General features: G+C 60.0%; 21 protein-coding genes and 1 tRNA gene. 15 read left to right on the top strand and 7 right to left on the bottom strand.

Annotated features, from left to right (window positions below):
• Positions 1–47: 47 nt before the first annotated feature.
• The 3 genes from ACQZ5G_RS01540 to ACQZ5G_RS01530 all read right to left on the bottom strand — a co-directional run bounded on the left by ACQZ5G_RS01540 (position 48) and on the right by ACQZ5G_RS01530 (position 5,178).
• The gene (locus ACQZ5G_RS01540) at positions 48–2,891 is read right to left on the bottom strand and encodes a valine--tRNA ligase (protein ID WP_448736784.1); all 2,844 of its coding nucleotides are present in this window, start codon (positions 2,889–2,891) and stop codon (positions 48–50) included.
• Positions 2,892–3,109: 218 nt separating this feature from the next.
• Positions 3,110–4,117 (bottom strand): cell division protein PopZ, encoded by a 1,008-nt coding sequence (gene popZ / locus ACQZ5G_RS01535; protein WP_448736783.1) that lies wholly within the window; start codon positions 4,115–4,117, stop codon positions 3,110–3,112.
• Between the two features lie 389 nt (positions 4,118–4,506).
• Positions 4,507–5,178, bottom strand: coding sequence for a protein-L-isoaspartate O-methyltransferase family protein (locus ACQZ5G_RS01530; RefSeq protein WP_065656006.1), 672 nt, complete (start codon positions 5,176–5,178; stop codon positions 4,507–4,509).
• Positions 5,179–5,482: 304 nt separating this feature from the next.
• On the opposite strand from ACQZ5G_RS01530, the gene ACQZ5G_RS01525 reads away from it, so the two are divergent.
• Positions 5,483–5,556 (top strand) — tRNA-Cys (locus ACQZ5G_RS01525).
• Positions 5,557–5,662: 106 nt separating this feature from the next.
• Here ACQZ5G_RS01525 and ACQZ5G_RS01520 read toward each other — a convergent pair.
• Positions 5,663–5,815 carry a DUF3309 family protein gene (locus ACQZ5G_RS01520; protein ID WP_003495626.1) on the bottom strand — a complete coding sequence of 51 codons (153 nt, stop codon included), beginning with the start codon at positions 5,813–5,815 and terminating at the stop codon, positions 5,663–5,665.
• Positions 5,816–6,524: 709 nt separating this feature from the next.
• Here ACQZ5G_RS01520 and ACQZ5G_RS01515 point away from each other — a divergent pair.
• Positions 6,525–6,830: a hypothetical protein gene (locus ACQZ5G_RS01515; RefSeq protein WP_003523369.1), complete on the top strand. Its 306-nt coding sequence runs from the start codon at positions 6,525–6,527 to the stop codon at positions 6,828–6,830.
• A 94-nt stretch (positions 6,831–6,924) separates the two neighbouring features.
• On the top strand, positions 6,925–7,170 hold the full coding sequence (locus tag ACQZ5G_RS01510; protein WP_448736782.1) for a DUF982 domain-containing protein: 246 nt from the start codon (positions 6,925–6,927) through the stop codon (positions 7,168–7,170).
• 513 nt (positions 7,171–7,683) lie between these two features.
• Here ACQZ5G_RS01510 and wrbA read toward each other — a convergent pair.
• A complete protein-coding gene (gene wrbA, locus ACQZ5G_RS01505) occupies positions 7,684–8,283 on the bottom strand; it encodes an NAD(P)H:quinone oxidoreductase type IV (protein ID WP_080792897.1) in 600 nt (199 codons plus the stop codon).
• 279 nt (positions 8,284–8,562) lie between these two features.
• Between wrbA and ACQZ5G_RS01500 the strand changes: the two genes are divergently transcribed.
• The 11 genes from ACQZ5G_RS01500 to ACQZ5G_RS01450 all read left to right on the top strand — a co-directional run bounded on the left by ACQZ5G_RS01500 (position 8,563) and on the right by ACQZ5G_RS01450 (position 23,867).
• On the top strand, positions 8,563–9,354 hold the full coding sequence (locus ACQZ5G_RS01500; RefSeq protein ID WP_003523372.1) for a competence/damage-inducible protein A: 792 nt from the start codon (positions 8,563–8,565) through the stop codon (positions 9,352–9,354).
• Positions 9,355–9,575: 221 nt separating this feature from the next.
• Positions 9,576–10,421 carry a universal stress protein gene (locus ACQZ5G_RS01495; protein WP_142779320.1) on the top strand — a complete coding sequence of 282 codons (846 nt, stop codon included), beginning with the start codon at positions 9,576–9,578 and terminating at the stop codon, positions 10,419–10,421.
• A gap of 299 nt (positions 10,422–10,720) precedes the next feature.
• Positions 10,721–11,218: a xanthine phosphoribosyltransferase gene (gpt, locus tag ACQZ5G_RS01490; protein ID WP_003523375.1), complete on the top strand. Its 498-nt coding sequence runs from the start codon at positions 10,721–10,723 to the stop codon at positions 11,216–11,218.
• A gap of 553 nt (positions 11,219–11,771) precedes the next feature.
• Positions 11,772–11,903 (top strand): hypothetical protein, encoded by a 132-nt coding sequence (locus ACQZ5G_RS01485; RefSeq protein ID WP_256364474.1) that lies wholly within the window; start codon positions 11,772–11,774, stop codon positions 11,901–11,903.
• On the top strand, positions 11,893–15,711 hold the full coding sequence (locus ACQZ5G_RS01480) for a vitamin B12-dependent ribonucleotide reductase (protein ID WP_448736781.1): 3,819 nt from the start codon (positions 11,893–11,895) through the stop codon (positions 15,709–15,711). Before ACQZ5G_RS01485 ends, ACQZ5G_RS01480 begins: the two co-directional genes overlap by 11 nt.
• Positions 15,712–16,072: 361 nt before the next feature.
• Positions 16,073–17,296: a nucleotidyltransferase domain-containing protein gene (locus tag ACQZ5G_RS01475; protein WP_448736780.1), complete on the top strand. Its 1,224-nt coding sequence runs from the start codon at positions 16,073–16,075 to the stop codon at positions 17,294–17,296.
• Positions 17,293–19,008, top strand: a complete 1,716-nt coding sequence (locus tag ACQZ5G_RS01470) for a ThiF family adenylyltransferase (protein ID WP_448736779.1) — start codon at positions 17,293–17,295, stop codon at positions 19,006–19,008. The genes ACQZ5G_RS01475 and ACQZ5G_RS01470 overlap by 4 nt, the downstream gene beginning before the upstream one ends.
• Positions 18,897–19,472: a Mov34/MPN/PAD-1 family protein gene (locus ACQZ5G_RS01465; protein WP_081687985.1), complete on the top strand. Its 576-nt coding sequence runs from the start codon at positions 18,897–18,899 to the stop codon at positions 19,470–19,472. Before ACQZ5G_RS01470 ends, ACQZ5G_RS01465 begins: the two co-directional genes overlap by 112 nt.
• Before the next feature lie 5 nt (positions 19,473–19,477).
• A complete protein-coding gene (locus tag ACQZ5G_RS01460; protein WP_448736778.1) occupies positions 19,478–20,557 on the top strand; it encodes an SAVED domain-containing protein in 1,080 nt (359 codons plus the stop codon).
• A 150-nt stretch (positions 20,558–20,707) separates the two neighbouring features.
• Positions 20,708–22,441, top strand: a complete 1,734-nt coding sequence (locus ACQZ5G_RS01455; RefSeq protein WP_448736777.1) for an ATP-dependent nuclease — start codon at positions 20,708–20,710, stop codon at positions 22,439–22,441.
• Positions 22,434–23,867 carry a UvrD-helicase domain-containing protein gene (locus ACQZ5G_RS01450; RefSeq protein WP_448736776.1) on the top strand — a complete coding sequence of 478 codons (1,434 nt, stop codon included), beginning with the start codon at positions 22,434–22,436 and terminating at the stop codon, positions 23,865–23,867. Before ACQZ5G_RS01455 ends, ACQZ5G_RS01450 begins: the two co-directional genes overlap by 8 nt.
• A 393-nt stretch (positions 23,868–24,260) precedes the next feature.
• Here the strand turns inward: ACQZ5G_RS01450 and ACQZ5G_RS01445 are convergent, their stop codons facing one another.
• A complete protein-coding gene (locus tag ACQZ5G_RS01445) occupies positions 24,261–24,911 on the bottom strand; it encodes a hypothetical protein (protein ID WP_448736775.1) in 651 nt (216 codons plus the stop codon).
• 214 nt (positions 24,912–25,125) lie between these two features.
• On the opposite strand from ACQZ5G_RS01445, the gene ACQZ5G_RS01440 reads away from it, so the two are divergent.
• Complete coding sequence (locus ACQZ5G_RS01440; protein WP_221138400.1) at positions 25,126–25,413, top strand: hypothetical protein; 288 nt, start codon at positions 25,126–25,128, stop codon at positions 25,411–25,413.
• A gap of 353 nt (positions 25,414–25,766) precedes the next feature.
• Here ACQZ5G_RS01440 and ACQZ5G_RS01435 read toward each other — a convergent pair whose 3' ends face one another.
• Positions 25,767–26,648 carry a hypothetical protein gene (locus ACQZ5G_RS01435; RefSeq protein WP_448736774.1) on the bottom strand — a complete coding sequence of 294 codons (882 nt, stop codon included), beginning with the start codon at positions 26,646–26,648 and terminating at the stop codon, positions 25,767–25,769.
• Positions 26,649–26,688 lie beyond the last annotated feature (40 nt).

Below are 26,688 nucleotides of genomic sequence, written 5' to 3'. Positions count from 1 at the left end.
GTTTCGAACGGGGCGTTTTGTTTTCATAAAAGAGCCAGAGGCAGTTATTACCCCGCTTCGCTGACCCGCGTGAGCGCCGTTCTCAGGCTTGCAAGCTGCACTTCCAGCTCCGCCTTGCGCTCGCGCTCGGCGGCGACCACTTCCGGATCGGCATTGGCCACGAATTTTTCGTTCGACAGCTTCTTGTCGATGCGTTCCATTTCCGCATCCACCTTGCCGATCGCCTTTTCGAGACGCGCTTCCTCAGCCGCCAGATCGATGAGCTTGCCGAGCGGCAGGCAGACCGTGGCCTCACCGACGATGATCTGCGCGGAGCCCTTCGGTGCGACATCGGCGGCGCGGATTTCATCCGCCCGCGCCAGGCGCCGGATGGCGGCGGCGTGGCGGTCGAGCCGCGCTTCGGTGGAGGTATTGGCGCCGACAACCACCAGCGAAGCGGTGGCGCCGGGCGGCACGTTCATCTCGGCGCGCGCGGAGCGAATGCCGGAGACGAGATCGATCAGCCAGTTGATTTCGGCCGCCGCGGCATCGTCGCGGAATTCCGGCACCGGCCAGTCGGTCAGGCAAAGCAGATTATCCCGCTCCTCGCCCTCGCCCGCCGTATGCGCCCACAGCTCTTCCGTCATGAAGGGCATGAAGGGATGCAGGAGCTTGTAGATCTCGTCCAGAACATAGGCCGCGCAGGCCTGCGATTCCCTCTTGGCCTTTTCGTCTTCGCCGCTGAAGACGGGCTTCAGCAGTTCCAGATACCAGTCGCAGAACTGGTTCCAGACAAACCGGTAAAGAATGCCGGAGGCATCGTTGAAACGGAAGTTCTCGAGCGCCGCCGTCACGTCGCGCGCCGTATTGGCAAGCTCGGTCAGGATCCAGCGGTTGATTGTCAGCGACGCGGTTTCGGCCAGGAAATGCGGGTCGCGCTTCACGCCGTTCATCTCGGCAAAACGGGTCGCATTCCAGAGCTTGGTGCCGAAGTTGCGATAGCCGGCGATACGCGCCGGGTCGAGCTTCACGTCGCGACCCTGCGCCGCCATGATGGCAAGCGTGAAACGCAGCGCATCCGCACCATATTCGTCGATCAGTTCCAGCGGATCGATGACGTTGCCCTTGGACTTCGACATCTTCTGGCCGTTCTTGTCGCGAACCAGCGCGTGGATATAGACCGTGCTGAAAGGCTCGACCGGGTTGCCCGCATCGTCCTTCATGAAATGCAGACCCATCTGCATCATCCGCACCACCCAGAACGGGATGATGTCGAAACCGGTCACCAGCACGTTGGTCGGATAATAGCGCGCCAGTTCCGGTGTCTGCTCGGGCCAGCCAAGCGTCGAGAACGGCCAGAGCGCCGACGAGAACCAGGTGTCGAGCACATCTTCGTCGCGGGTCAGGATTTCACCTGGCTTGAAGTTCTCAAGCTTCTCCTCGACCCAGGCCTTCCACGGACCTTCATGGGCAATATAATGCTGGATGGCCGCCTGAAGCGCCTCTTCTTCGGTCTTCTCAACGAAGACCTGTCCGTCCGGGCCATACCATGCGGGGATCTGGTGACCCCACCACAATTGCCGCGAAATGCACCAGGGCTGGATGTTCTCCATCCACTGGAAGTAGGTGTTTTCCCAGTTCTTCGGCACGAAATTGGTGCGGCCTTCGCGAACCGAGGCAATCGCCGGCTGGGCGAGCGTCTTGTTGTCCACCCACCACTGGTCGGTCAGGCGCGGTTCGATCGGCACGCCGCCACGATCGCCGTGCGGCACCACATGCTTGTGCGGCTCGATCTTGTCGAGCAGGCCGGCTTCCTCGAAGATTTCGACGATAACCTTGCGGGCGAAGAAGCGATCCTGTCCTTCCAGACGATCCCATGCGCCATGCAGCGCCGCGGGATGGCTGAGACCCTCGAGGAAATCCTCGTTCTCCTTGATGGAGATCGTGCCGTCGATATTCATGATGTTGATGGCGCGCAGGCCGCAGCGCTTGCCGACTTCGAAATCGTTGAAGTCATGCGCAGGCGTGATCTTGACCGCGCCCGTGCCGGCCGTCGGGTCGGCATAGTCATCGGCGACGATCGGAATCTTGCGGCCGACGACCGGCAAGATGACATGCTTGCCGATGATGCCCTTGTAACGTTCATCCTTCGGGTTCACCGCAACGCCGGTATCGCCGAGCATGGTTTCGGGCCGCGTCGTGGCGACGACGATATAGTCGCGCGTTTCGAACTCGGTGGGCTTGCCCTCCTCGTCGAAAGCGACCGGATATTGATAGGTGACACCCTTTTCCAGCGGATAACGGAAGTGCCAAAGGTTGCCCTTCACCTCGATCTGTTCGACCTCCATGTCGGAAATCGCAGTCTGCAGCTTCGGATCCCAGTTGACGAGGCGCTTGTCCTTGTAAATCAGGTTCTGCTTGTAAAGGGTGACGAAGACCTCGAGAACGGCCTCGGAAAGCCCCTCATCCATGGTGAAGCGCTCACGCGACCAGTCGCAGGAGGCGCCGAGACGTTTCAGCTGGTTGAAGATCAGGCCGCCGGATTCGGCCTTCCATTCCCAGACCTTCTCCACGAAAGCCTCGCGGCCCATCTCGCGGCGGCCCGGAAGCTGCTGCTCCATCAGCTTGCGCTCAACGACCATCTGCGTGGCGATGCCGGCATGGTCCATGCCCGGCTGCCACAGCACATCCTTGCCGCGCATGCGCTCGAAGCGAACCAGAATATCCTGCAGCGTGTTGTTGAGCGCGTGGCCCATATGCAGGGAGCCGGTCACATTCGGCGGCGGGATGACGATGGTGAAGGTTTCCGCGCCCGGCTTGGCATTGGCGCCGGCACGAAAAGCGTTAGCCTCGTCCCAGGCTTTGGCGATCTTCGGTTCGACGGATGCGGAATCGTAGGTCTTTTCGAGCATTTCCTGACCTGAATTTTAGAGTTCTTGTGTGGATTTTTTAAATAAGGATGGACGGGAGAGAGTCAACAGAAACCCGCCCTCAAGCCAACCATTGAGCGGACCCACGGGTGACTATGACCCCATAACACCTTCATCTTCAACAAAAAAGCCGCCCCGATGCCGGAGCGGCCCCTGTTTCGTCGCATCCGCCGCAATCGCACATGCGGCCGGAGCGGAACTTAGCGGCGCGAACCGCGCGCCACGCGCTCGATTTCCTCGCGCACCAGACGCTCCACGAGTGTCGGCAGATTGTCTTCCAGCCAGTCCTGCAGCATGGGACGCAACATTTCGGCGGCCATATCCTCAATCGAGCGCCGCTCGACGCCGTCGAAAACCTCTGCAAGCTCGCTGAACGAACGGGCGATCTGCGCACCGGCAGCAGCGGAAAGAAGATTGAGCGACAGACCGCCCTCAACACCCGCCACGTCTTTTGCCTGTGGCTCGGCCAGATCGAATGCCGGTTTCTCAACGGCAGGTTCCAGCACCGCTATGTCGAAACGCTCCGCTGTCAGCGGCATTTCGAGGGCGCCGCGCAGCGAAAGCTGATCGAAGCGGTTTTCGGCAGAAGACGCGCTTTCGATGGCGGCAGCGGCAGCGCGATCCTCGGCGGCAAAAGACACCGGCTGCTCGCTTACGCCAGATGCCGGCTGCTCGCTCACGCTCGCGGCGGCCGCAGCCGCCATCAGCGGCCGAACATCCGTCGGACGCTGCGGTGCGGCGCGTTCGGAAGACGGCGCGGACAAAGGCTGCGATAGAGCCGGCGCAGCAGCCTGCGGTGCGGTCTCGGCCGCGCCACGCTGGGCCTGCGCGGCGAAAGCCTGCGGCCCCATGGCGGCGTTACGGTCTGCGGCGGCACGCACACGGGCGGCAACATCGGCAAGGGACATGGTCTTTTCGGCAGAGCTTTCCTGCCGTTCAGCCATGGGCCCTTCAGAAATCGGCGAAAAGTCCTGCGCAGGCCGTGCGCCAAAAGCCTGGTTTGCGGCGGGGGGAACGCGCGCCGGCGGGCTGATGGGCTCCGCCACGAAGGCCGCTTCGCTCGCAGCCTCGTCTTCATCGTCATAGACCGGCGGCAACTGCCCGGAAAACGCACCGGCAGGTCCGGTCTCGTTGCTTTCGATGATCCGGCGGATAGACGCCAGAATCTCTTCCATGGACGGTTCACGCGCTACGCTTGGCTGAGCCATATCAATCCCCGGTTTCCACTCTTCGAACGCCCTTGCCGCATCCCTCGGACACCGGATGAGCGCTCCTTGACCTGTTCAATTTTCACATCGCGTTTCGACAACCGAAATCGATCGTCACACCGATGCTCTGAAACATGGTCGGCCAAGCGCCTGAGCATTTCGCCGTCCCTGTCGCAGGATCATGCGGGGCAGAAATACGCACACCCCGAATCACCCTTAGTTTAGGTCAGCATAGCGAGGAACTAAATCACTGATTCGACAAGTTTCGTGATGATGCACAGCTTTGTGAGAACGGCCCGAAAGGACGCACTCCACCGGCAAACCGAACATAAAAACGCCGGGGCGGAAACTCCACCCCGGCGTCAAAAAAGAAGAGGATCGTTTGCCGATCAGAAAACGAATTCGGCCGCCTTGGCAAAACCCGGCAGCGGCTTGACCGAAGCATTGAAGAAAGTGGCGGCCGATGTGCTGTTGCCATCGCGGCGATAGACGGTGGCCTTCGCGGCGCCGCCATATCCGACGACGACGACCAGACGGCCGCCGTCGCGCAACTGGTCGGTCAGTGCCGCCGGCACTTCCTCCACCGAGCCGTTGATGAAAATGAGGTCATAGGGCGCTTCGCCCGCATAGCCCTTTTCGAGATCGCCGGTCACGACGGCGACATTGTCATATCCGAGCGAGGCGAGCGTCTCGGTCGCCTGTGCGGCCAGCGCCTCATCGCTTTCAAGCGAAACCACCGAACCGGCAAGCTGCGAAAGGATGGCGGCCGCATAACCTGCACCGCCGCCGACTTCCAGCACCACGTCCTCCTTCGACACGGCCGAAAGCTGCAGCAGCTTCGCCAGCGGCGAGGTCTTCATGACATAACGGGCCGGGCGGCCATCGCGGGCGGGACAGATCTGCAGGTCCTCGTCCACATAGGCGATCTGCCGCACGCCCGCCGGCACGAATGCCTCGCGCGGCACGCTCAAAAACGCCTTCAGCACGGAATGCGACGTCACGTCGGTCGTGCGCAACTGGCTGTCGACCATATTGGCGCGTGCGGTTTCGAAATCCATCATATCGTATCGCCTCAATTTCACGGATGCCGGTCGGGAAGCCTCGGCTCCAAAAGCTCAAAACGGCAGGGGCTCACCCTCGCCTTTGGATAATCTCATAATTGCCCAAGCGCACGCTTTCAAGCGCGCTAAGCCGGATGTGTGGGAAAAAGCGACAGGATATCACGCCCATGAAGGAGACTTTTTATCGTAACGATCTGTCTTCGTGCGCAGAAACTAAAAAACAAGCGCATTCGAAATTAGGGCCTTGCACCCTAAATGGATTCGTTCTAAATGCCCGCCATCGCTCAAGACGACGAGCGGTTGAGGCCTCGTGGCGGAGTGGTGACGCAGAGGACTGCAAATCCTTGTACCCCGGTTCAATTCCGGGCGAGGCCTCCAAATCTTACATCACACCCAATTTCGGTATGAACTGAGCAGCGCCACACAGGCGCTTGAGTTCAACTCGCCTGTCATCATGCGAGCGACGCTGCCCCTTTTCGTATGATCAGATCCGCCCAAGCAGAACCAGGATCAGGACGATGACCAGAACCAGTCCGAGACCGCCTGACGGGCCATAACCATAATTATGGTAACCCCAGCTTGGCAGTGCGCCGATCAGGAAAAGAATGAGCAGGATGACGAGGATGGTGCCGAGCATGTGTAACCCTCCACTATTGGCATGTGTCCTGCCTGTTTGAACGATAAAACGCCCAAAAAGTTCCCTTTCCCGTATAGCCGGCAGCATAATGGTGGAAAGGCATCCTCTTCCGTTTCAACGGGTTACACCGGAAATTCGGGAATGCGGCCTTGGCTGCTCCGTCTCGGGAAGTAATTCTCTGGCTAATTATATCGCCGCAAAAAGCCCCTGAAGGCCTGCGGCGGGCCGGCCTTCACCGGCCTTCACCAAAGCAGCGATTTATTCGAGGTAATTTCTCGGCCTATGTCTATCGGCAGTTGTCCGTCATATTAGCGCCAGTCCCCCGTACCCTGAAACTAGCGGGAGACGGAGAGATCTGGCATCACTGGCAGTGCGCCAGATCTCTCCCGCCCCTCCCCACGCTTCTCGAATTCTCCTTTGCAGGCACACGGATATTTTACCGACTGTGTTCTCGTTCCCCTTGCCTTGCCGGTTTCACTCCAGCTAGACCCCGGACCGGGAGGGAGAAACGAGAATCATATGTCCGGTTTTGCGAACCTCATCCCGCTTTTCATCTTCGGCCTCCTCGTCTATTTTTTCTTTCGCTGGGTCGCGCGCGACATTCAGAATCCGAAGAGCAAATAGTCGGGGAATATCGTCTCCGGCCCCCTGCCCGCCGGGAACCGCCGCGCCTCGACATCGTTTTCACGGACGCACTTCGGAGGACAGGATGAAAACGCTCGTATCATCGGCCGCTATCGCGCTTACACTGGCGCTTGCCGGATGCACCACGGCCGGACCGGCCGCCTATGTCGGCCCCGCGCCCTATGTCGAACCCATCCCCGGCAGCATCATCTACAGGGGCCAGCCGCGCACCAAACTGACGAAATCGCCGATCGGCAGTACCTTCACCCATGAATTCCGCATCGACGCCAGCACGAGGGCGGTGGAAACCTACCGCATCGCGCCGGACCGCTCGCTGGAACTCATCGACCGCCGCATCATCCGCGAATGGCTGTTCGGGCGCGACGACTGACCGCACCGTAACCGCGAGAAACGGGCCGGTAACGGGATTGCGCATCCCGGCCGCTTGGTTTAGAGCCGGGCGCAACGACCACTATGGATAGGCGATGAATACGCACTGGCAAAAACCCGTCCTGATCGCGTTCGAAACGCCGGGCGACTATACGAGCATCGACACCACGCAGGCGGCCTCCTGGGCGCTGATCGAGGATTGGCCGATCGAAGACGGCGATGCGCTGGACAAGGCGCTGCTGATCTGCGCCGCCGTCGATGCCGGCAGGAAAAAGCCCGAGGATGCGCGCAAGGCCTTCATCGCAGCCGCAATCGAAGCGGGCCTCGATATCAAGGCCTGATGGCGGAGTGACTGCCGGCCGTCGACTAAAAATGCCGCCTGCGGCGTCAGCTTTTCAGAATAAGACGTTGGATGGATCGCAACAGATGGAAGCTTCCGGAAACATGAAAAAAGCCCTGTTCATTTTTCTCCTGTCCTGCCTGGCGATCGGCCTTCTCGGCCACCTCGTGGTGGCCTTCGTCGTCACCGGCTGAAGCGCGAAAATCCTCTCCGCCGGAAGACGGGGCGACTGGACATTGGAATTTCCCGAATTTCATTCTTTCGTTATGGAACCGCGATAAACTCTGGCCGTTCTCTTTTCATCCAACAGGAGGAGGATTGGAATGCGTGACGGATTGAACGGTTTTCTCGAAATCTCGATGCTCGGCTTCGTGGTCGCAAGCTGCCTTTTCATGGTCAACCTACCGATCTGACCCACGGCAAAAATTCTTCTTCGACTGTACCGGCGACGTGACGTTCCGGCATTAAAAAATGCGGCCTTGTGGGCCGCATTTTTTTTCAACAGATCATCCAATCAGGCGGAAAGCTTGGCGGCGAGTTTCGCCACATGCGCGCCCTGATAACGAGCGGCTTCCAGTTCGATTTCGGAAGGCTGGCGCGAGCCGTCGCCATCGGTGATGGTGGAGGCGCCATAGGGCGAGCCGCCCTTGATTTCATCGACGCCCATCTGGCCCTGGAAAGCATAGGGCAGACCGACGACCGCCATGCCATGGTGCAGGAAGGTGGGGATGAAGCCGAGGATGGTCGATTCCTGGCCGCCATGCTGGGTGGCGGAAGAGGTGAAGGCCGAACCGACCTTGCCCACCAGCTTGCCGCCGAACCACAGGCCGCCGGTCTGGTCCCAGAAATTGCGCATCTGCGAGGCGACCGTGCCGAAACGCGTGCCGGCGCCGACGATGATGGCGTCGTAATCCGCCAGTTCGTCCACCGTCGCCACCGGGGCCGGCTGATCCAGCTTGAAATGGGAAGACTTTGCGACTTCTTCCGGAACGAGTTCGGGAACGCGCTTCACCACGGCTTCCGCGCCGGTGGACTTCACGCCCTCGGCAACGGCATAGGCCATTTTCTCGATATGGCCGTAAGAGGAGTAATAAAGTACCAGAACCTTCGTCATTCTCTTCGTTTCCTTTGCTGGAACTGTTTCCGGCGCACCGGCGACAAGCTTCTTTAAAAACTCAATGATCATCGGCTTTGACCTGTAAAAAAGCGTATGACAAAAAGGTAGCGGACGGATCGGCCTCCCGCCAGCCGGGGATTGGCATACGCACTGTTCACGATGAGTGAACGCTCCGAACCATCGTCAACCAATCCCCCTTTTGCGTTTCTTCAAAACCGCTTTGCATTCGCGCTGGCGCGGCGTTAACGTCGGGTGAAACAGATGACGAGTGCAACCATGTCCAATCCCTCCTCCGCCCAATCCGTCGTGACCGCCGCCATGCTTGCCATTGGCGACGAACTGCTTTCGGGCCGCACCAAGGACAAGAATATCGGCCACCTCGCGGATGTCCTCACCATGTCCGGCATCGACCTGAAGGAAGTGCGCATCGTCGCCGACGAGGAAGAAGCGATCGTGGAAGCGCTGAACGCACTGCGCGGCCGCTATGATTATGTCTTCACGTCAGGCGGCATCGGCCCGACCCATGACGACATCACCGCGGATGCGGTCTCTGCGGCGTTCGGCCTGCCCTGCGAGCACGATGCCGAGGCGCTGCGCCTGCTGGGTGACATGTATCGCGTCCGCGAGATGGAATTCACCGAGGCGCGCAAGCGCATGGCGCGCATGCCGAGGGGGGCCGCTCACATCGCCAACCCCGTTTCCGTCGCCCCCGGCTTCGTCATCGGCAATGTTTACGTCATGGCCGGCGTGCCGCAGGTGTTTCAGGCCATGCTGGACAATGTCATGCCGACGCTGCGCACCGGCGCAAAAGTCATGTCGCAGGCGGTGCGGTCGCCCTATGGCGAAGGCGATATCGGCACGCCGCTGACGGCCATCCAGAAAGCCCATCCCGAAACCAGCATCGGCTCCTATCCCAAATATGATGGGCAGCGCTTTTCGACGGAGATCGTGGTGCGCGCCCGCGACGCTGGCGTCCTGAAGGCGGCAGCAGACGCGGTTGCCGCCATGATCGAGACCATCGGCCATGAAAAAAGACTGGCAGCCAGCAAGGGCGATGCAACCGCCTGAGACAGAAAAGGCTTGAGACAGAAGAGGCTTGAGACCGGGAAGCTTTGACCAAAATCAAGGTGGCGGCCTGTAAAGGCGGCCACTCTCCCCCTGAGCATTTCCAGGAAAAGCGGAACAGCTTTTCCGTCCGGACAATGCATAAAACAGAGACTTGGATCGTTCTGGCGATTCGAAGAAAGGCCAGAACGATCTTAAAACGACATGTCACCGAGGAGAGAGAAATGGGTTACAAGACGATATTGGCAGTGGTCGACAATGTTTCGAACACGCAGAAGCTCGGCGAATTCGTGGTAAGCCTTGCCGATCAGTTTTCCTCGCATGTGATCGGCCTGCATATGGAAACGCTGGCCGCCGTTCCCCTCGTCGCACCAATGGAAATTCCCGATCCCGCCACCGTGCAGGCGCTGCAGGATGTGGCGCATAAGGAAACCACCGACGTCGGAACCATCTTCGAGCGTACACTGGCCGCCAACGGCATCTCGCATGAATGGCGCAGCTTCGTCACATCGGTGGGTTACGCCTCCGCATCGGCCATCGACAGCGCCCGTTGCGCCGATCTCATCGTCGCCCGCCAGAGCAACTCCTCCGCACTTTCCGACAGCCGTTCGGATATTGACGGTTTCCTCTATGAAAGCGGCCGCCCCGTTCTCCTCGTGCCGCATGTGCTGACCGTTGCGAAACCGATCAAGCGCGTCCTGATCGCCTGGAACGGCTCGCGCGAGGCGACCCGCGCCACCTTCGACGCCCTGCCCTTCCTAAAGGCGGCCGATAGCGTCGAAATATTCTCCGTCGATCAGGCCGAGAGCGAAACGCAGTCTTCCGGCCTCGCCGGTGCGGAACTGGCCGCCACGCTCGCCCGCCACGGCGTCAACGTCACCGTGACCTCGCAGGAAAAGATCGCCGGCGTCTCGCCGCAGGCGGCCATCGAAAACCGGCTGTCCGATAACAGCATCGACCTTCTTGTCATGGGCGCTTACGGCCATTCCCGCTGGTGGGAACTGCTGTTTGGCGGTGTCACCCGCACCCTGCTCGATTCCATGACGGCGCTGACGCTGCTGTCGCGTTAAAAATGGATGCGGCGTAAACAGCGCCGCAAGCCCCCGGCATCTCGGTTAAAACGAGCGTCTGCCCCTTGTTTCTTCTCCCCGCCGGGGAGAAGTCCGCGGCAGCGGGATGAGGGGGCAAGGGCAGTGAGTTACGGCAGCGTTGCCCCCTCATCCGACCCTTCGGGCCACCTTCTCCCCGGCGGGGAGAAGAAACAAGCGGCAATCTCCAGCTCTGTCCTTTAAGCGGAAAGCTTGCCTTTTTGCCGGTCTTGCGGCTATTAGCCAAAGCCATCGACAATTTTGACCAGATGGTAGACGACATGTCCCTTCCCGATAAAGCTTTTCCCGTCTCCTGGGACCAGTTCCACCGCGATGCCCGCGCGCTTGCCTGGCGTCTTGCCGGCCTTGAGCGGGAGTTCCGCGCGATCGTCTGTATCACCCGCGGCGGCCTGGTGCCGGCGGCGATCATTTCCCGCGAACTGAATATCCGCCTGATCGACACGGTCTGCATCGCCACCCGTCATGATTACGTCAATCAGGGCGAAACGGTTCTGCTGAAGGGTGTCGCCCCGGAACTTTCAGCGGATGGCGGCGAAGGCGTGCTGGTGCTGGACGACCTGACCGATACCGGCAAGACGGCGCTCGAAGTGCGCGAAATGCTGCCCAAGGCGCATTTCGCCTGTGTTTACGCCAAGCCGAAGGGCGTGCCGACCATCGACACCTTCGTCACCGAAGTCAGCCAGGACACCTGGATTTATTTTCCCTGGGACATGGGCTTCACCTATCAGGAGCCGATTGCCAAGGGATCGCGCGGCTGACGAGCCCCGAAGAGAAAAATCACGCTTTGGAACCGCCCCATTGGGGCGGTTTTTTTGTCGGGAACCGCCTTTATGGCGACAGCTAAAAAACACGGAAAAACCGCAGTGTCGCCTTTATGCCTCACCCCGGAAATGCGGGGTTTTGCCTTTCCCTCGCGGAAACCAGCCTCGCGCAAGCTTCAAACTTTCCCGCCAAGTCACTGATTTTTCTAAGAGCTTTTCCTATCCCCGTTTTCCACAGGCACTCCACACAATATCTTGTGGTTAAAAATGGGTTTCAATCTATGGCTTGACGAATCTGTGCCGCGAGAGGAAAGTGACAATTATGTTGCGGCGGCAACGGACCGGAAAGTAACGAGGCCGGTTCCTCTCCATCTTCAGCGCGCATGTCCAAAGCGGCGTCCCGGCCATGAGGGGGCGGTTCGCCGCAGGCTTTTGCGCGCCTTTCGGAACCGCCAAAAACATGACGCGGGGACTGGCGGCAGGAAGCTGTTGATACTATATTTAGTATTCCATGACATGCTTGCAGCCGAATAAGCCACGAGATACAGGGATGACATCCAAGGATGAACATCCCTTTCAGATCGGCAACAACCGGCTGCGCGAAGGCATCGCACGGCTGGACCGGATTTTTGCGCCCTTTACCGGGCGCCCAATGGACGAGGACAGAAACCATGCGCATTGAACGCCGCTTCACGAAGCCCGGCCAATCGCCTTACGCGGAGATCGACTTCCGCAAGGCCGTCAGTGAAATCAAAAACCCGGATGGATCGATCGTGTTCCGTCTGGCGGATATCGACGTTCCCGCGCAGTTCAGCCAGGTCGCCACCGACGTTCTGGCGCAGAAATATTTCCGCAAGGCCGGCGTGCCGAAGTTCCTTAAGAAGGTTGAGGAAAACGACGTTCCTTCCTTCCTGTGGCGCTCGGTACCCGATGAAAAGGCGCTGAAGGATGTGCCGGAAGCCGAGCGTTTCGGCTCCGAGACCGATGCACGTCAGGTTTTCGACCGTCTGGCCGGCACCTGGGCCTATTGGGGCTGGAAGGGCAAATATTTCTCGTCCGAAGAAGATGCCCTCGCTTTCCGCGACGAGCTTGCCTATATGCTCGCCACCCAGCGCGTTGCGCCGAATTCCCCGCAATGGTTCAACACCGGCCTGCACTGGGCCTATGGCATCGATGGCCCCGGCCAGGGCCACTTCTATGTCGATCCCTTCACGGCTAAGCTGACCAAGTCCAAGTCCGCTTACGAACATCCGCAGCCGCATGCCTGCTTCATTCAGTCCGTTGAGGACGACCTCGTCAATGAAGGCGGCATCATGGACCTGTGGGTGCGTGAAGCGCGCCTGTTCAAATACGGTTCCGGCACCGGCTCCAACTTCTCCTATCTGCGCGGCGAAGGCGAAAAGCTTTCCGGCGGCGGCCGCTCCTCCGGCCTGATGAGCTTCCTCAAGATCGGCGACCGTGCAGCCGGCGCCATCAAGTCCGGCGGCACCACCCGTCGTGCAGCGAAGATGGTCGTCGTTGATGCGGACCACCCCGATATTGAAGCCTATATCGACTGGAAGGTGAACGAGGAGCAGAAGGTTGCCGCTCTCGTCACCGGTTCCAAGATCGTCGCCAAGCACCTGAAGGCGATCATGAAGGCCTGCGTCAACTGCGAGGCTGACAATGGCGATTGCTTCGACCCTGCCAAGAACCCTGCCCTGAAGCGCGAAATCCGCGCTGCCAAGAAGGACATGGTGCCGGAAAACTACGTCAAGCGCGTCATCCAGTTCGCCGAACAGGGTTACAAGGACATTCAGTTTAAGACCTATGACACGGATTGGGATTCGGAAGCCTACCTCACGGTATCAGGCCAGAACTCCAACAACTCCGTCTCGCTGAAGGACGACTTCCTGCGCGCTGTCGAGAACGATGGCGACTGGAACCTCACCGCCCGCAAGGACGGCAAGGTCATGAAGACGCTGAAGGCCCGCGACCTCTGGGAAAAGATTTCCCACGCCGCCTGGGCGTCTGCCGATCCGGGTCTGCACTTCAACACGACGATGAACGACTGGCACACCTCGCCGGCGGCCGGCCCGATCCGCGCTTCCAACCCGTGCTCGGAATACATGTTCCTCGACGACACGGCCTGCAACCTCGCCTCGCTGAACCTTCTGCAGTTCAAGGATGCTAAGACGAAGCGCATCGACATCGCTGACTACGAACACGCCGTTCGCCTGTGGACCGTCGTGCTCGAAGTCTCGGTCATGATGGCGCAGTTCCCGTCGCGCCAGATCGCCGAACTTTCCTATGAATACCGCACGCTCGGCCTCGGTTACGCCAATATCGGCGGCCTCCTGATGTCCTCGGGCATTCCCTATGACAGCGCCGAAGGCCGCGCGATTGCCGGTGCGCTCACCGCCATCATGACTGGTGTGTCCTACGCCACCTCGGCCGAAATGGCCGGCGAGCTTGGCCCCTTCCCGGGCTTTGCGCCGAACCGTGACAACATGCTGCGCGTCATCCGCAACCACCGCCGCGCCGCCCTTGGCCAGTCGGAAGGTTATGAAGGCCTGTCGGTCAACCCGGTTGCGCTCATCCATGGCGATTGCCCGGATCAGGACCTGATCGCCCATGCCGTCGCCGCCTGGGACAAGGCGTTGACGCTCGGCGAACAGCACGGCTACCGCAACGCCCAGACGACGGTTATCGCGCCGACCGGCACGATCGGCCTCGTGATGGATTGCGACACGACCGGCATCGAGCCCGACTTCGCGCTGGTGAAGTTCAAGAAGCTCGCCGGCGGCGGTTACTTCAAGATCATCAACCGCGCCGTTCCGGACGCCCTGCGGTCGCTCGGTTATTCCGAAAGCCAGATCGCCGAAATCGAAGCCTATGCTGTCGGCCATGGCAATCTCAACCAGGCTCCCGGCATCAACCCCTCGACGCTGAAGGCCAAGGGCTTCACCGATGAGAAGATCGAGGCCGTCAACGGCGCGCTGAAGAGCGCCTTCGACATCAAGTTCGTCTTCAACCAGTGGACGCTCGGCGCTGACTTCCTCAAGGAAACGCTGAAGGTCTCCGACGAGCAGCTCTCCGACATGAGCTTCAACCTGCTCGAGCACCTCGGCTTCGGCAAGAAGGACATCGAAGCGGCAAACGTTCACGTCTGCGGCGCGATGACGCTGGAAGGCGCACCGTTCCTGAAGGCCGAGCATCTGCCGGTCTTCGATTGCGCCAACCCCTGCGGCAAGATCGGCAAGCGTTACCTCTCGGTCGAATCGCATATCCGCATGATGGCGGCGGCACAGCCCTTCATCTCGGGCGCGATCTCCAAGACGATCAACATGCCGAACGACGCGACGGTTGAGGATTGTGGCGCAGCCTACATGCTGTCCTGGAAGCTGGCGCTGAAGGCGAACGCCCTTTACCGCGATGGCTCCAAGCTTTCCCAGCCGCTCAACGCGTCGCTGGTGGAAGACGAGGACGAAGAAGACCTGATCGAAGAACTGATCCAGCAGCCGGCTGCACAGCAGGCCGTGACGATCACCGAAAAGATCGTCGAACGCGTCATCGAGCGTGTCTCGCGCGAGCGTGAAAAGCTGCCGAACCGCCGTCAGGGCTACACCCAGAAGGCAACCGTCGGCGGTCACAAGGTCTATCTGCGCACCGGCGAATTCGGTGACGGCCGCATCGGCGAAATCTTCATCGACATGCACAAGGAAGGTGCGGCCTTCCGTGCGATGATGAACAACTTCGCCATCGCCATTTCGCTCGGCCTGCAATATGGCGTGCCGCTGGAAGAATATGTGGAGGCCTTCACCTTCACCAAGTTCGAACCGGCCGGCATGGTGCAGGGCAACGACGCGATCAAGAACGCTACGTCGATCCTCGACTACGTGTTCCGCGAACTCGCCGTCTCCTATCTCGGCCGCCACGATCTGGCCCATGTCGATACGTCGGATTTCTCCAACACGGCGCTCGGCAAGGGTATCCAGGAAGGCAAGACCAACCTCGTGTCCACCGGCTGGACCCGCGGTTACAAGCCGACGCTGGTTTCCAGCAATGGCGGCGAACGTTCGTCTTCCGAGCCCAAGGGTTCGGCAACGGCAGCCCCTGCCCGCGCCTCGGCCAACGTCACCTCCTTTGCCGGCTCCGCCGCCCGCAAGCTGGAACCGACCGTCTCCGTCGCGACCTCCGAAATCGTCTCCTTCAAGCGGGACTATGAAGAGCGCGCCAGGGAACTGGCCGAAGAAATCGCCGAGGAAGTCATCGACGACGTCGCCCAGGAATCCCAGCAGACGGCAACCGCCCTCTTCTCCGACAAGGCCGCCGCCGACGCTGCATCGGCCAAGACGGAAGCCAAGAAGGTGGAAAACGAACGCCGCATGCGCTCGATTGCTCAAGGCTATACCGGCAACATGTGCTCGGAATGCCAGAACTTCACGATGGTGCGGAACGGCACCTGCGAGAAGTGCGATACGTGCGGTGCGACGAGTGGGTGCAGCTAAGCGTTAGCTTAGGCACCAAAATGTGCCGCGCCACTAGGTTTGTCACTGCGCCATTGGAATGTCATTAAATCAGCGATTTAGACTGCTGATCAAGAAGTCTCCCGGCAGCTTCGGTTATCGCGTCCGGGCTGAATATCGACAGGCGGTTATTGATTGGATTCTTCCGGCCAATAGCCGCCCACGAGGCAAGAAACGAAGGTCTTAAAGGCGCATCTGCCTGCTGAGAAACCTTCGATGATAGCAGAAGAAATGACTTTCAGGCGGCTCGGCCGCCTGAAAGTGGTAAGCAGAACAAAACACGAAACAAGCGCATGGGTTGGAATCACCCGAACAGTTCACGCGTAGAAGCGAGGTCGAAGTCATGAACGTGCATGTCAATACGATCGAAGCATTTCTCGAAGCGGTGATCGCCGAGCTTGAGATACCCGAGCATCGCTACGAACAGGCGGACCGAAGCTTCAAGTCTTTCGGCGAATGGCTGCATCGCGAGGAGAGTTCGGTTCGTCTCTTCGACCCTCAAGTGTATTGCCAGGGATCCTTCAGGCTCGGAACGGCCATTCGCCCACTCACCGAAGACGAGGAATACGACGTCGATTCGGTTTGCGAGTTCCGCCTTCTCACCAAGGAACACCTGTCGCAGTTCGCGCTAAAGCAAATGCTAGGCGCTGAGGTAAGGTCCTATCATGACGCCAAGGGCATGACGAAGCCGGTGCGCGAGGGAAACCGCTGCTGGATCCTCGACTATGCGGACGGCGCGCAATTTCACATGGACATCGTCCCAGCTCTGCCAAATGCCGCTGAGCAGAAACGCCTGCTCAACGCCATCATGCACGACGCTCGCTGGTCCGAGACGGCCATCTCGATTACCGACCGCCGTCTCCCGAACTATAAGGAGAAGACGGATTTCTGGCCACGATCGAACCCGAAGGGCTACTCGAACTGGTTTGCGTCTCGACAGGCCGAGGTTCTCGTTCGCCGTAAGCGGGCGAAAGCCGAAGCCCTCAATCGTCAGGGTTTCCGAGCGAGCGTGGAAGACATCCCCGACTTCAAGGTGAAGACGCCTCTGCAATCGGCGATCATGATCCTGAAGCGGCACAGGGACAACATGTTCGCACGCGAGCCTGACATCCGTCCGATCTCCGTCATCATCACCACACTGGCCGCACATGCTTACGAAGGTCAGGAAACGATTTCCGGCGCGCTGTTTGCGATCCTCCAGCGCATGGATCAGTTCATCCGGCATGACGGACAGAAATACGTCATCGCCAATCCTACCGACCCCTACGAAAACTTTGCCGACAAGTGGCAGGCGGAACCCGAAAAGGCGGAGGCGTTTTTCAGGTGGCTCCGCACCGCCCGAGCCGACTTCAACGCAGCAGCTCAGGCGGTTTCCTTCCAGGAAATGGCGGATGCTCTAACTCCTCGAATGGGCTACCGGCTTTCGACAAAGGCGGTGGATCGCCTGACGGGCGGTAATCGTCTTCTCCGCGCTGCAAGCGGGGCTTCGGCCGGCGCGGCGGGGACAACGGCGCCAAGCTTCGCGAATGCAGCCCGGCAGCCGACGAAGCCTCAGGGGTACGCATGATCTGGTGGCTGATCGACGAGGCACGCGCCCGACTGGAAAAGGCTTCGCTTGTCGCTCTCCAGGAGGAGAACGACTGGCTTACAAGCATGCGCGTTCGCTTTCTCGACAACCTGCAGCTCTGCGTCGACGTCGAGCTCGCGCACCGTGGGGAGAAGTTCCCGCTTGCCGTCATCTATCCGATCAACTTCCCGGACACCCCTCCGATCGTCATGCCCCACGACGAACGTCGGCTATCGGACCACCAATATGGTGCCGGCGGCGAGCTTTGCCTCCAGTGGCGGCCTGACAATTGGGACGCGGCGGTCACCGGTGCGATGATGGTGGAGAGTGCTTACGGCCTCATCGCCGCTGAGCGCCCACCGGATGGCAGGACGGGTGCCGTGCCGTCGGATCACCGGACTTCTCTTGCAGCCGAACTAAGGTTTGAAACCTGGCGTCTTATGGTGCCGAAAGGCGCCTGGGCCTCGCTTGAGGGTCACCTTTCCGAAATGGTGGTCAAGATCTCTCTGGCGATGACCGCACGGCACACCAACCGAGTTGCACATCTTACGACGATCGGTGCGCCTGGCAACGAACTGTGGGTCTCGCCGCAACCAGTACTCAAAAACGCAGGAACGCGGACGGGATATCTCCTGCGTACTCGACAGGACATGAGCGCGCTGGCGCAACATGGCGGAGGCGAGATCGACGACCTGTCGAAGTTGCTTCCGGACCTGGCGCCGCTGATCGGCAATCAGGAACTTCCTTTCCTGATTGTCTTGGAAGAAGGTGGGCGGCACACGGCCTACGACATTCAATGGAGCAGAAACGGATTGCCGCTTCTGGTCCCTTATCGGATTATCGAAGAAGGCGAGCTCGCAAAGCGGTCTGCCTCGAGCAGGGACGAGATCTCCACCAAAAGCGTGGCGATCGTCGGATGTGGATCGATCGGGTCCAAGATCGGCGCGTCGCTCGCCAGATCAGGCGTACGAAAGTTTTTGCTCGTCGATGAAGACGTGTTCCTCACGGGCAACCTCGTGCGCAACGAACTCGACGCCCTGGCCATCGGATGGCATAAGGTCGATGCGCTCGCCGACAGGATCCAGCAGATCGTAGCGGATGCCGACGTCGTGACTCGCAAGGTGGCCCTCGGTGGCCAGACTTCTGCCATCGCCATGGACGCCACCATCGAGCTGATCGGAGACTGCGATCTTATCATCGATGCCACTGCGGATCCTACGTCGTTCAATCTTTGCGCCGGCACGTCGAAGCGAAATCGCAAGCCGATGGTTTGGGCCGAGGTGTTCGGCGGAGGCATCGGCGGGATCGTGGCAAGGGTTAGACCCGAAACCGATCCGCCACCATTGGAAGCTCGAAACCAGATTACGACGTGGTGCGAGGATCACAACAAGCCTTGGGAAGCCGCTCCAAAAGGTCGGTATGAGGCAAACCCGGACGAAGGGCCGCCCTTCGTCGCGGACGACGCCGACGTGGCCGTAATCGCGGCTCATGCGACTCGCTTTGCGATCGATATTCTCGAAGGCGGGGAAACCGCGTTTCCTTTCTCCGCCTACGCCATCGGTTTGAAGAAGGCCTGGATATTCGAAGCGCCGTTCGACACATGGCCAATCGACCTTCGCACCTTGGGCCCGTGGGAAGTCGACACAGGCTCGGCATCGAGCGACGTCATCGGCGGACTCATGGCGGAGCTCGCTGGCGAGGACGTCCGGTGACTGTACAACTGGTTCTTCCTAAACCCATCCGGCTCAGGATGATGAGCGCTCTCGCTCGAGCGGAACAGCGCGAAATCGGCGGAGTCCTGATGGCTCGCCAGATCGAACCGGGGATCTTCGAGGTTGTTGATTTCTCGATCGACGAGGTCTCAGGAGAGCGGGCGCATTTCGTCCGTGATCACACATATCACAACGCGTTCCTGCAGGCGTTCTTCGAGCGAACAGGACGTGACTACGAGACCTACAACTACGTCGGCGAATGGCATTCGCATCCGCGTCTTCCAATCCTTCCCAGCATCACCGATCTGGAATCGATGGAGGAACTCGTAAATGGCGAGCGCGACATTTCCTTCGCGGTCCTCCTGGTCGTGCGCTCGGATTCGCCGATGGAGTTTGTCGCGACGTCTACCTTCCATCAGCGCGGGTCCGCTCCCGAACCCGTAAAGATCAGAGCGGAGGACTGAAAAGCATGTACCGAGAGACTGCGGATTGGGCCTTTCGCGGATTCATAAGATACCTCTTCAGGCCGAAAGGATTCGAGGTCAGGTTTGCCGGCTTTTGCGCTGCTGTTCTTGTGGCCTTGCTCGGTGGAAACTGGCTTGTGAAGGCGACACTTCGCGGCGAATACTCCTTCGAGATCGGCTCGACCAACATCATTCCCGAGTGGGCTCAGTGGTCGTTGGTAACGATCTTCAGCGTGATGTTCATCCTCTGCTTCGTGGTCGGATGGAAGCGTTTCACCCGTGAGAACGAGCTCCGGAATCGGAAGAAGGTCATCGTCATAGAAGGCCGCGGTCTCCGCGAGGACAATGGCTCGCCGCTTACGGCCGCAGTGCCGGCTGACATCGTCGGTCACCGCCTCGGCGTCTCGTTGGATCTCCGCCAGAAGAGAGATGGCTTCATCATCGACCCAGATGCGCTTCTGCCTGAGGTCGACGCCGCGCGCCGGACGGTCCAGCAGTACGCACGACAGAACGATCGGCAGGACGTCACAGTGGTCTACGGCGGCCTGACGCCAGTCCCGATGACTTTTCTGACGGGCGTCGCCTTCGATGACGAAGGCAGCATTGTCGTGATGGACTGGGACAGGACACGCGAGTCCTGGCGAGCTCTCGACAGCCATGACGACGGTCAGCGTTTCATCTTTGAAGGCCTCGACGCCGTGCAGGATTCGCCAGAGGTCGTGCTCGCTGTTTCGGTATCCTATCAGGTCAGGGACGAGAACATCGGCACCACGTTCGACCTGCCGGTCGTCCGTATGTCGCTTCCGGCCCTGAACTCATCCCACTGGTCCCAGGCGAAGCAGAGCGCACTCGCGCAGCAACTTCTCGACACGGCGAAGCTTCTCGAGGCGAAGGGGGTCACCACCATCCATCTCCTTCTGGCCTGCCAGAACAGCGTCGCATTCAACCTCGGTCGGCGATACGACAAGCGCAATCTGCCCGGCGTCGTCGTCTATCAGTACGAGGCGAACGGCGCGAAGAAGTTTCCCTGGGGCGTCCGCATGCCCGTTGCCGGCGTTGCGGCACCTTCGATCGTCAGGACGTGAGAGGACGGAATGAAAGGAGGCCGGTGCACGTGCGGATATTTCCTCAGAGAAGCCACTCTGAGTTGTGGGCGGAGACATACCCTTGCTTGCCGACCCTCGGGCAGCCGTGAATTACTCTCTTCGAGTGCATGTGATTCCCGAGGCATATGAATGGCAACTATACGATTGGTCGAGATTGAGAACTTCCGCTGCATTAGGCACCTCCAATGGTATCCGACATCCGGTATCAACTGCCTGATCGGACCGGGAGATAGCGGCAAGTCCACGATCCTTGATGCAATCGATCTGGCGCTGGGTGCGCGAAGGACTGCTCAGTTCACCGATGCCGACTTCCACAACCTCGACATCAAAGATCCGATCCAGATCACTCTCACCCTTGGAAACCTCGGGCCAGAATTGAAATCCATCGAGACCTACGGCCTGTATCTCCGTGGATATGACGCAGCGGCGAAGAACATCGAAGACGAACCCGGCAGCGGCCTGGAGACCGTGCTCTGTCTCAACCTCGCCGTGGAGAGTGATCTGGAGCCGACTTGGTCGCTCATCTCCGATCGCGCGCGCGCCGCAGGTCAGACGCGCAACCTGTCATGGTCGGATCGCGAGAGGCTGGCTCCCGTGCGGATCGGCGCTCTTTCGGACCATAATCTGTCCTGGAAGCGAGGCTCTGTCCTCAACCGCCTTTCGGACGAGACCGCCGATGCCTCGACCGCGCTCCTGGCGGCGGCGCGGGAGGCTAGGAAGTCCTTCGGCAAGGATGCAGACGCAATGCTTGGCGACGCACTCAAGATCGTGACCGAGGTCGCGGGCAGCCTCGGCATAGATGTCGGTGCAAAGGCCAAAGCCGAGCTCGAGGCACACTCCGTCTCAGTGACTGCAGGAACCATCTCTCTACATGACGAGAATGGCATCCCCCTCCGTCGGCTCGGGATAGGGTCGACGCGCCTCATGATATCTGGGCTCCAGCAGAAGAACGCAGCGGAGACCGCAATCCTGCTTGTCGACGAGCTCGAGCACGGGCTTGAGCCTCATCGCATCGTACGTTTCCTCGACAACCTGGGCGCCAAGCAGAAGGAGCCGTCCTTGCAGGTGTTTCTGACCAGCCATTCTCCAGTGGCCGTCCGAGAGCTTGCAGTGGAGCAGATCTCGATTGTGCGACGGGTCGGAGATCGGCACGAAGTGAGATGGGTTGGCGATCACCCTGACCTTCAGGGAACAATCCGCCTCTACCCGGAAGCTTTTCTCGCCCATTCCATCCTTGTCTGTGAAGGAGCAAGTGAGGTCGGCTTCGTTCGCGGCATGGACCAGTTCCTCTCGGACAAGGGAGATGGCAAGTCGCTCTTCGCGGCCGGAACCGCGCTTGTCAGTGCCAACGGGTACACGAACATCATGTCGCGAGCAGAGGCGTTCCGAACGATGGGCTACCGAACGGCCACATTTCGCGACGACGACTATCAACCGCCAATAGCGGAGGAGACCAGCTTCGAGCTCGCCGGCGGATCCATCTTCAAATGGCGCAAGGGCCATAAGCTTGAAGTCGAGCTGTTCGTGACGCTGCCGGCCGACGCGGTCGGCGCGCTCCTTGACCGTGCCCTTGAGGACCGTTCGGACGGCGAAGTGGATTCTCAGCTCAGGAGCCATTCGACGAACGCTGTGACGCTTGCGCGGGTGCGAGACGAATTGGCCAGGGGAGTTCTGTCGACGGAGGCGCGGCTGGCGTTGGGAAATGCCGCCGGTGGTAATAAGGACAACAAGAAGGCTTGGTTCAAATCCGTTGGAGAAATGGAGGAAGTCGCCCGCGATTTCGTGATGCCCTCGGTCAAAGAAACGGAGAAGGAATTCATATTGGTCCTCGTCTCTCTCAGAAAATGGTGCCTGAATGGCTGAGGGAGACATCGATCTTCTGGCTATCCGGCGAGGATCGGTAACGGCTCCGGCCGGGTGCGGAAAGACCCAGCTCATTGCGGATTCCCTCATCAGGCACACGGACAGGAAGCCGATCCTGATACTCACTCACACCAACGCGGGCGTGTCGGTTCTGCGGTCGCGGCTGGAGCGTGCGGGAGTTCCGAGCCGTTCGTATCGATTGGCGACGCTCGACGGGTGGGCGCTTCGAACTCTCAACACTTTTCCAGCCCGCTCGGGCATTGATATTAGCCATCTCGCTCTGAATGACCCACGCAGCGACTATCCCGCAATCAAGCGGGCCGCCGCGGCGCTTTTCGAGGGAAAACATCTCGATGACATCATAGATGCGAGCTACGGCCGCGTGATCGTCGACGAGTACCAGGACTGCGGCCATGAACAGCATCGCATGGTCAACCATCTCTCGACCGTAATTCCAACCGTCGTCCTCGGCGACCCGATGCAGGAGATCTTCAGTTGGCAGGGCCCGCACCCGCATTGGGACCATGATGTCTGCTCGACATTCTCTTCGGCGGGAGAACTGACGAAGCCATGGCGCTGGATCCGAGCAGGCGCGCCGGCTTTCGGCGAGTGGCTTCTGGAAGCCCGCGCGATCCTTGTCGCGGGTGGCCGGATCGATCTCCGAACAGCGCCGCCCGAGGTCGAATGGGTCGAACTGGACGGCAGCGACGATGAAACCCGCCAGCGCAAGGCCTGCAACGTCCGCCCTCCTAACCCCGACGGCAAGGTTCTCATAATGGCGGCGGGCATGAACAGGGCACTCCAGCGCAGGGTAGCAAAGCAAACCCCGGGAGCAGTCACGGTCGAGGCCGTGGATCTCACCGACGTCATCACGTTCGCAGGAAGCGTCGATCTCGACCAGCCGGGCGATCTGGACACCGTCCTGGAGTTTGCGTCCGAAGTGACGACGAACGTGGACAAGGGCGGCCTGCGTTCGCGGATCGCGATCATCGAGCGAGGATCCTCACGGAAGGAAGCCACCGCCGTCGAACTGGCGGCCCTCGACTACAAGGCGGACGGATCTGCCGAAAACCTCGTCAGGCTGCTCCTCGCCCTCGAGAACAATCAAGGTGCAAGAACCTTCCGCCCCGAAATACTCGGCGCATGCGTGCAGGCGCTTCGATCCTGTACTCCCGGCATCCCTGACGCGTTCCTCAATGCGGCGGTCCGGATCCGCGAGCAAGGCAGAATGATCGGAAGGCGCGTCCCGAGAAGAGCCGTCGGCAGCCCCCTCCTCCTGAAGGGGCTCGAGGCAGATGTTGCCGTCATTCTGGATGCTGAGCAGTTCGACAGCAACCGCGTCCGGAACACGAAGAATCTCTATGTCGCACTTACGCGAGGATCGCGGAAGCTCGTCGTCTGCTCTTCCAGTCCGTTGGTCGGGTAGCGGTGTGGTCCGAAGGCCCTTGATAGCGCTGGCTTCCAATATTTGGCCTATCAAGCGCGCGAGTGAAGCTGGCGATAATGGCATGATTATGCGGGAGGCAGGCCTCGTACCTGTTGTAGCAGCCAGAAAGAGCGACGATGCGACGGCCGCTGAAACGATCTGGACGACCCACTGACCGAAGGCAGGTGAAATACCCACAATGCCGCTTCAGAATGATCCTGCGTGGAACCGTCGACCAGATGATCAAGGAGCAGTAGGGCCGCCCTTGATTTGCGGAGCAGGAAGGGGGCAAGGCCCTCCTGAAAACGAATGAGGCGCGATCATGCCGCGCCCCTTCTGTTTAGATGTCGTCTCTGCCGCACAGGATGATCACACCCGGGCCGGATACCTTCCTCATTTCTCAGATCCTTTCATCTTAGCTTCGAACTCGATTGCGACTGGATAGAAGACCTCATCGTGGAAGATATCCGCGACTTTTCCAAGCCGGATCTCCCACTCGTTTGTCTCACCCTTCCGCTTGATATTCCAGAGCCCAAGGTCGGCCATGACCGGGAAGAGCTTATTGCGCACCCGCCAGCCGCCGCTCCTGTAGTTGAATCGCTTCGCCAAGCTTGCGAGCGACACTGCGATGTCTTCGTCGGGGAATGCGTCGTGGATGCGAAGCAGCTCGTTGTGGAACGCAGCCGTCTTGTAGGTGATGGCATGCTCGAGGTTCGGCCAGTGCTTCTCATCGATCTTCTCGGCAAGAATCAGCTCACTGAACATATGCCGCAGCCCATTCTCAAAGATAGCGTCATGGAGCGCATCAGGTCGAGCGTGGGCCTGCCTCTTCGTGTTGGCGGCTGGCATGTCCGGGAACCACGCCCCGTTCTGCTCTGCTCCATGAGCGTCGTAGTGTCTCTTGTTGGTCCGCAGAAAGTTGACCGTCTCCTTGCAAGCTCTCTTTACCGCAGCCTGCAGCTTCGGATCCTCCCACTTCACATTTGCCAGATTGCACTCTGCAGCAATCTTGTCAGCTAGGTCCTGCGTTCTTGTTGGCATCATCTGCCCTCTCTGTTGAACAGAACTTTTGTACCATTCATCGCACGGGTGCTGAGTGCTCCCATCGCACACCCCTGCCCTGAGACGCTTCCCAGGAACCTTCAACATAGGGTGTCCGGCGGTTTATTTTCAGGATGTCTGTCTCGGTCTTTCCTTTCGACCAGCAGCCCGCACACAGCGATCTGCACCGAAACCAGTTGAATGAAAGGAATACCACATGTCCCGTATTCTCACGATCGTCCTCGCTTCCGCAGCGACCATCACCTCCTTCGTCAGCTCGCCCGCTACCGCTCAGGAGGAGACCGAGTTCCGCGCTGGCGTGAAATGCGATTGGGGCTTCGCGAATTGCAATCCCCATGGCGGCGCGAGCTATTCCAACACCCAGACCCACGGCTCACACACCGAGACGAACAAGTTTGACTTCAACGCCGACAAGGACGGCCCCAGCCTCGATGGCAGCCACAACAACCGCAGGGAGGAAGAGCAGCGCACGACGGGCAAGTAACGCCAACGAGCGAGGGGGCGGCTGATCGCCCCCTCGTGTCCCGATAGCTCGAACCATGCCCGACAACACGGCCCCCTCCGGCGGTTCACAATCAGCAGGCTCGACACGGACTCTCACCTATCTGGTGCGAAGGCGGTGATATAGACGAGGCTCGAAACCTCCCGGGTATACTCATAAGGAAATCTGCGGAGGGAAATTTAATGACCCGGCGGTGCCAGGAGTGCCCGCGCGAGAGCCATCGCTGCCTCGAGCGAGATCGGGGAGGAAATGGTGGAGGAAATTGTCCGGATGGTCGGTACGGGCATCGATCTCGAGAGGGTCACCTTGCCCGGCGAGCTGGCGGTCCAACCCTCTCATCCGCCTGTCGACGTTCTACCAGCACCAGTTACGCACCCGTCGGGCTGGAGCATGGCATCGCGCTCGTAGGATGCTCGCATCGTGTACTCGGGTCTGGGCTCGTAGGGAACGCCGAGCTCTTCCGGCTCTGTCCCGTCCATCCACAGCTTCCCGATCTCGCGGGCTTGGTCATATGAGAGACCCAGGCCATGTCCGAGATCAATCGCTGTATTGAAGCGGCTGACCCTGGCGAAATTCGACCATGGCTGCACGGTCTTTTCCGCGATCCGCACGATCCATTCGCCGAGATCGCCTGCCTGAAAGAGATGGAGCTCCCTCTCCGGTAGATCGTACCCACACTCGGTGTCGGAGACAAACCTCCAGCGATAGTCCGGGCCGTAGTCAATGGCCCACCGCCGCGGTCCTTGCAGAGCCGGCAATTTTTCCTGGGGCCCATCGAACCAGCCGCCAGGCGGCTCGTCCGGCACAACGACTTGGGCAGGCCACTCACCGGTCTCAGCCACATGTCGGATATGAGGCAAATGCGCCTCAAGGACCGCATGGAGGTCGCGGTCATTTTCGGGAGCGCGAAAGACATAATGCTCGTTCTGTGCGAGCCGGGTGGAGAGCGCGTAGCTGACCATGCCAGAGACCATTGCGCATCGGCCAGTCCCTGCGTCGGGAAGCTCGAGGGTCCAGATCGCAGTCCACGGCTTCCGGTCGAAAAACCACCAGGCATCGTCTCGCCTGCTGATCTCGGTCACCAGTTCCCTCAACTCTTCGGTCGTGTCGGCGTCGCTGCCGGCGACGACCCAGTACCACCCGTACACGCTGTGCAGAACCGTGACGCCAAACTTCTCTTCCGTATGCCGCGCCTGCTCGCCCGTCTTGATCTTCATGTGCGCTCCATCTGTTCTCCCCTTCCTACCTCGCAAGAAC

The organism is Agrobacterium sp. 22-214-1, assembly GCF_053522465.1.
Note: the sequence above shows the minus strand (reverse complement) of the source record. Positions and strands in the feature narration are given on the sequence as shown.

Coding starts and splice junctions, on each gene's coding strand:
- popZ (WP_448736783.1), bottom strand. CDS start 4,117: ATGGCTCAGCCAAGCGTAGCGCGTGAACCGTCCATGGAAGAGATTCTG.
- ACQZ5G_RS01530 (WP_065656006.1), bottom strand. CDS start 5,178: ATGATGGATTTCGAAACCGCACGCGCCAATATGGTCGACAGCCAGTTG.
- ACQZ5G_RS01485 (WP_256364474.1), top strand. CDS start 11,772: ATGACATCCAAGGATGAACATCCCTTTCAGATCGGCAACAACCGGCTG.
- ACQZ5G_RS01515 (WP_003523369.1), top strand. CDS start 6,525: ATGAAAACGCTCGTATCATCGGCCGCTATCGCGCTTACACTGGCGCTT.
- ACQZ5G_RS01440 (WP_221138400.1), top strand. CDS start 25,126: ATGTCCCGTATTCTCACGATCGTCCTCGCTTCCGCAGCGACCATCACC.
- ACQZ5G_RS01460 (WP_448736778.1), top strand. CDS start 19,478: ATGTACCGAGAGACTGCGGATTGGGCCTTTCGCGGATTCATAAGATAC.
- ACQZ5G_RS01495 (WP_142779320.1), top strand. CDS start 9,576: ATGGGTTACAAGACGATATTGGCAGTGGTCGACAATGTTTCGAACACG.
- gpt (WP_003523375.1), top strand. CDS start 10,721: ATGTCCCTTCCCGATAAAGCTTTTCCCGTCTCCTGGGACCAGTTCCAC.
- wrbA (WP_080792897.1), bottom strand. CDS start 8,283: ATGACGAAGGTTCTGGTACTTTATTACTCCTCTTACGGCCATATCGAG.
- ACQZ5G_RS01500 (WP_003523372.1), top strand. CDS start 8,563: ATGTCCAATCCCTCCTCCGCCCAATCCGTCGTGACCGCCGCCATGCTT.
- ACQZ5G_RS01450 (WP_448736776.1), top strand. CDS start 22,434: ATGGCTGAGGGAGACATCGATCTTCTGGCTATCCGGCGAGGATCGGTA.
- ACQZ5G_RS01520 (WP_003495626.1), bottom strand. CDS start 5,815: ATGCTCGGCACCATCCTCGTCATCCTGCTCATTCTTTTCCTGATCGGC.
- ACQZ5G_RS01480 (WP_448736781.1), top strand. CDS start 11,893: ATGCGCATTGAACGCCGCTTCACGAAGCCCGGCCAATCGCCTTACGCG.
- ACQZ5G_RS01465 (WP_081687985.1), top strand. CDS start 18,897: ATGGCCAATCGACCTTCGCACCTTGGGCCCGTGGGAAGTCGACACAGG.
- ACQZ5G_RS01435 (WP_448736774.1), bottom strand. CDS start 26,648: ATGAAGATCAAGACGGGCGAGCAGGCGCGGCATACGGAAGAGAAGTTT.
- ACQZ5G_RS01445 (WP_448736775.1), bottom strand. CDS start 24,911: ATGATGCCAACAAGAACGCAGGACCTAGCTGACAAGATTGCTGCAGAG.
- ACQZ5G_RS01470 (WP_448736779.1), top strand. CDS start 17,293: ATGATCTGGTGGCTGATCGACGAGGCACGCGCCCGACTGGAAAAGGCT.
- ACQZ5G_RS01540 (WP_448736784.1), bottom strand. CDS start 2,891: ATGCTCGAAAAGACCTACGATTCCGCATCCGTCGAACCGAAGATCGCC.
- ACQZ5G_RS01475 (WP_448736780.1), top strand. CDS start 16,073: ATGAACGTGCATGTCAATACGATCGAAGCATTTCTCGAAGCGGTGATC.
- ACQZ5G_RS01510 (WP_448736782.1), top strand. CDS start 6,925: ATGAATACGCACTGGCAAAAACCCGTCCTGATCGCGTTCGAAACGCCG.
- ACQZ5G_RS01455 (WP_448736777.1), top strand. CDS start 20,708: ATGGCAACTATACGATTGGTCGAGATTGAGAACTTCCGCTGCATTAGG.